The organism is Bacillus sp. C30 (assembly GCF_040838255.1).
Lineage (GTDB): Bacteria > Bacillota > Bacilli > Bacillales > Bacillaceae_G > Bacillus_A > Bacillus_A mycoides.
In genome coordinates this window covers 1-3931 of the sequence record NZ_JBFPJH010000580.1, presented here as the reverse complement: position 1 = coordinate 3931, position 3931 = coordinate 1, and the positions used below count along the sequence as shown (strand labels likewise).

The following is a 3931-nucleotide window of genomic DNA, read 5'->3' as shown; positions in this document are numbered from 1 at the left end:
CTTTCGAATCACCATCAAACTCAAATAACAGCGCGAATGGTTTGCCTTTTGCATCAGCTAACTCATTTAATACACCGTCTGTTTCATCCAATTGCTCACCTAATGCATCGATAGCAAATTGTTCCGGAGTAGTTGCAATAGATAACGTTCCGTCATAACCTTGGTTATTACTTGCTGCATAGTAAAGCATGTCATCTGCATAGAACTCCATTAAATCCCCTCGTGGATCAAATGTTAATTCAACCGCACCTGGTAATGGAATCGGTGTACTGAAGGTAACTACACCATTTTTAATATCGAAAAGCGCATAATGGACATTCTTTAAACCAAAAGCAACTTTGTTTTCATTCATTTATATCAACCTCGTTTCATATAATTTTTGATACATTTTTTCAGATTCAATAAAAGTTTCGTATGAATCATAAGGAATCTCATAATCGTCCAGGAACTTTTCAAGTTTTGCTTCCGCAGCTAAATCTTTTCTAGTTGTATAAAGCTCAATATTTAAATCATTTACCTTGTGATAGACCTTGTTATCAGCCATTAAATTTGCCGATCTATCCACAAGGAAACAAATATATGGTGACGCTGGAACTGGATTACCGGGTGTTGCTATGAAATGCGAATAAGCCACAGGATAACCTGTAGCTTCAAGAATTTCCGTTAATTCACCTAATGTCATTGCCCAATCGTCCTTTCGATACGTCTTGGCAATTCGTCAATTACATACTCTTCAACTGGACGAATATGCACTTGAGCTGGAACGCGTCCGCCACTCGCTTTTGCATGACCATTTTCCAAAAGATGTGTTAACTGTCCCTTTGTATTATGAATAACAACGGATTTTCCATCTTTTTTCTTGCGCCACCCATTACGATAACTACCTGTTTTTTTAGGACTGTTTTGCTTTAACTTACCAACAGCAACATCAGCAACTTCTTCTTGCACGGTCATTAATTCTTCTTCCACAACATTTGCATATCTTTGTAATTCCCTAGCAAGCTCATTCGCAAAATCGTTCATACTAAACATGCTCCTTTGCGATAATAGTCAATGTTTGATACATTTCATCATCATTCATTGGCGGTTCGATAATATCAAAGATACGACCTTTCATATTAATTCGCATTAATTCTGTAATTCCTGTTGTATAAGGAACTACAAACCGATAAATTCGTGTGGACTGTGAAGCCGAAGCGTCAATGTACTCCGAACCTTTTACCGTTTTTATCATCGCCCATACTTTTTTAACTTCTTGCCAATTACCTGTTTCAACTTCCTGATTCAATTCATCTTTTATTACTACAGGTTGTTCCATGCTAATTCGATTCCTAAAATCACCTGTATTTAATGGCTTTTTGTATTGGAAAGGACGCATTTTAATCACCGTCCAATACAATTTCTTCTAAAGCTTTTTCAATGCTGAAACTATTAATCTGACTTAAAAAATTCTTGTCAAAATACTCTAAGGCATCGTTATACACATAACGAGAGCGTTCAAAGACTAACTCCTTGAACTCCTCGTTATTATTTAAATCATAATCACCGCAAACTCTAAGTAAGGCTTTGGTAGATGTAGAAAGGATACGCTTTAGGTTGTCGTCTTCCTCATCACCCAAGTGCATCCTATCTTTGAATTGCTGTACTATTTCATTTGAAATTGCTGTATCCATTCACATCATTCCTTATTTAGTTGCTGGTGGTGCTGGTGTAAATGAAATCTTTAAATCATATACAAGAGCAGCTTTATTATCTTTTGGTTTACCATTCGCAAACTGTTTGATTGTATAAAGCGTAGCATCTTCAATCGCTAACGTTTGATCGAACTTTTTAAGCTTGTAACCACCAGCAATTGCCGCAATGTATTGGCCTTTTACAAAGAATAATGCTTTACCAACTGGTACTTCCTCAGATTCAACTGTTTGGATGTTATAAGGCAATGCCATTACCCATTGACCTGTTGCCGTTTGAATTGTATTACGTGCTTGTACACCAATTGAATCCACAGGGTTTACAACCATTACAATATTATTTAAAACTTTACGAGATTTCCCTTTATCATCCACAGATAAAGCTTTTACAACTTCATAAAGTTCACCAGCAACCACTTCACCATGCTCAGAAGGCGCAAATGTTAATGTACCAGATGATTTTTTGTCAGTAACCGCACCTGTAGTTGCATTTACATCTTTCATTAAACCTACAGGTTGATGTGCTACTGATCCACCGCCATTTACAAAACCAAATTCTAAACCAACAGAATAAGATTCTACTAATAAAGTTCGGACATAGCGTTCAACCCATTCTGGTCCAAGTTCTAACATATCGTTTGGAATAGCTGCAAATGCCGTTAATTTAAGTTGACCAATTTTTTCTTCTCGGAACGCTGCATTTACTTGCCCTCGGATTTCGCCGAATAACTCGCCCCATGCATATGCTTTTGTTGCATCAGAATAAATGAACTTAGTTACAGCTCCTAAATCTTGTAGACCTAGAGTACCCAATAATGGATGGTCCTTCACTAAGTCTTCAAATACACGTTCTTGTGTCGTTACTGGAAGGGTTGAACCGTCTTTAAATCCACCTTCTTGTACCACCGCATTAAAAAACTTTGTTTCCGCTGCCGTTAATACATTTTGACCGCGTTGTTGCAGAATAGAACGATCTAACATTTCGTCATGTACTTGATTACGGACTGTGTTGACTACATCCGTTTGCATGGCATCAAAGAAACCTTCAAAAGCAGTTGATTGTTCCTGTTCTGTACTTTCAGCGTTTGTTAAAGCATCCGTTAATTTTGCTTTCGCCTTACTAAATGCTTCAGATTTATTAAATGTAATCGTCATTATGTGTTTCCTCCAATTTTTATAATTTTAAAAAGAGCCCTTTAATCCCACTGTTCTTAACAGGTTTCGGATTTGGCTCTTTTGGTTTTGTTTCTGTATTCATTTGTAAATCATTCAAGATTTCACTTTTTAACCCTGATAATGCAGCGTTTAAATCTTCTTTTGTAATCCCTTCAGCTTTCCCTTTGTTAAGTGTTCCGTTTCTAAAACCATCGATTACTTTCTGTGGAAGCATCGTAGAGACAGCACTTGAAGCTGTAACTTTCACTGGATTCTCCATAAACATAATTTCATCCACAAAATTATTCTCTAATGCTTGTTGTGGACTCATCCAAGTCTCTTCATCCATCATTTGAAGTAATTCATCTTCCGACTTTCCACTTTTAATGACATAAGCATTTACAATGGATTTATCTACTACTCTTAGCATATCGGCAGCTTTCTTCATTTCCTGATGATCACCATGATTCCACATAGACCCATTATGAATCATGATTTGTCCAGTTGGTGCAATTCGAACTTTATCACCAGCCATTGCAATAAAAGATGCGGCACTTGCGGCTAAACCAACGATTTGTGTTTCTACATGTCCCGAATAAGTTTTTAAAGCTGTATATATTTCTGACCCCTCATATACATAACCACCTGGACTATTAATAGCTACAACAATATCTTCACCGTTTGCTTCATTTAACTTTGCCATTACTGTTCCTGGAGAAGTAGCATCCATTTCAAATGACTCATAAATCCAAGCTTCATCATTAGAAATGATTGGACCTTTAATATCAAGTTTCACTGTCATTTTGTTTATCACCTCCTTCAGATTCAGTTAGTTTCGTATAGTTTTTCGTAATATGATGGGTATTTAAGTTAGGATCATCAGAAACTTCATATCCTACTTCTAATCGAATTTCATTTCCCGTAAATGCACTTGAAGAAATGAGTTTATCGATGCTTGTCGCAAGATCAAATATACTTTGATAAGAAATAGCTTTAACTTCAATCTTTTGTCCTTCAAGATACTCATTCATTTCAAAGAATTTAACGTTTGCTTCATCAGAAATCTTTTTTAACAAAGGGTTCAC

The 3931-nt window shown here is 36.4% G+C and carries 7 protein-coding genes and 1 pseudogene; all 8 read right to left on the bottom strand.

Annotation, left to right across the window (positions count from 1 at the left end):
- Positions 1-352: major tail protein (locus tag AB3X49_RS23090; RefSeq protein WP_367964990.1), on the bottom strand; the 352-nt coding region annotated here is incomplete at its 3' end.
- Positions 353-682, bottom strand: a complete 330-nt coding sequence (locus AB3X49_RS23085; protein ID WP_367964988.1) for a hypothetical protein — start codon at positions 680-682, stop codon at positions 353-355.
- Complete coding sequence (locus tag AB3X49_RS23080) at positions 679-1023, bottom strand: HK97 gp10 family phage protein (RefSeq protein WP_367964986.1); 345 nt, start codon at positions 1021-1023, stop codon at positions 679-681. Before AB3X49_RS23080 ends, AB3X49_RS23085 begins: the two co-directional genes overlap by 4 nt.
- A 1-nt stretch (position 1024) precedes the next feature.
- Positions 1025-1378 (bottom strand): phage head closure protein, encoded by a 354-nt coding sequence (locus AB3X49_RS23075; RefSeq protein ID WP_367964984.1) that lies wholly within the window; start codon positions 1376-1378, stop codon positions 1025-1027.
- A gap of 1 nt (position 1379) precedes the next feature.
- Positions 1380-1673 carry a hypothetical protein gene (locus AB3X49_RS23070; protein WP_367964982.1) on the bottom strand — a complete coding sequence of 98 codons (294 nt, stop codon included), beginning with the start codon at positions 1671-1673 and terminating at the stop codon, positions 1380-1382.
- 12 nt (positions 1674-1685) lie between these two features.
- Positions 1686-2846, bottom strand: coding sequence for a phage major capsid protein (locus tag AB3X49_RS23065; RefSeq protein ID WP_367964980.1), 1161 nt, complete (start codon positions 2844-2846; stop codon positions 1686-1688).
- Between the two features lie 19 nt (positions 2847-2865).
- Entirely contained in the window at positions 2866-3648 is a 783-nt protein-coding gene (locus AB3X49_RS23060) for a head maturation protease, ClpP-related (protein ID WP_367964978.1), read from the bottom strand.
- A pseudogene (locus tag AB3X49_RS23055) lies at positions 3632-3931 on the bottom strand (phage portal protein); the annotation flags it as partial. The pseudogene AB3X49_RS23055 and the gene AB3X49_RS23060, both read right to left, overlap by 17 nt.

Bases quoted from the DNA above. Each gene is read 5' to 3' on its own strand.
- AB3X49_RS23085 (WP_367964988.1), bottom strand. From the start codon at position 682: ATGACATTAGGTGAATTAACGGAAATTCTTGAAGCTACAGGTTATCCT.
- AB3X49_RS23080 (WP_367964986.1), bottom strand. From the start codon at position 1,023: ATGAACGATTTTGCGAATGAGCTTGCTAGGGAATTACAAAGATATGCA.
- AB3X49_RS23075 (WP_367964984.1), bottom strand. From the start codon at position 1,378: ATGCGTCCTTTCCAATACAAAAAGCCATTAAATACAGGTGATTTTAGG.
- AB3X49_RS23070 (WP_367964982.1), bottom strand. From the start codon at position 1,673: ATGGATACAGCAATTTCAAATGAAATAGTACAGCAATTCAAAGATAGG.
- AB3X49_RS23065 (WP_367964980.1), bottom strand. From the start codon at position 2,846: ATGACGATTACATTTAATAAATCTGAAGCATTTAGTAAGGCGAAAGCA.
- AB3X49_RS23060 (WP_367964978.1), bottom strand. From the start codon at position 3,648: ATGACAGTGAAACTTGATATTAAAGGTCCAATCATTTCTAATGATGAA.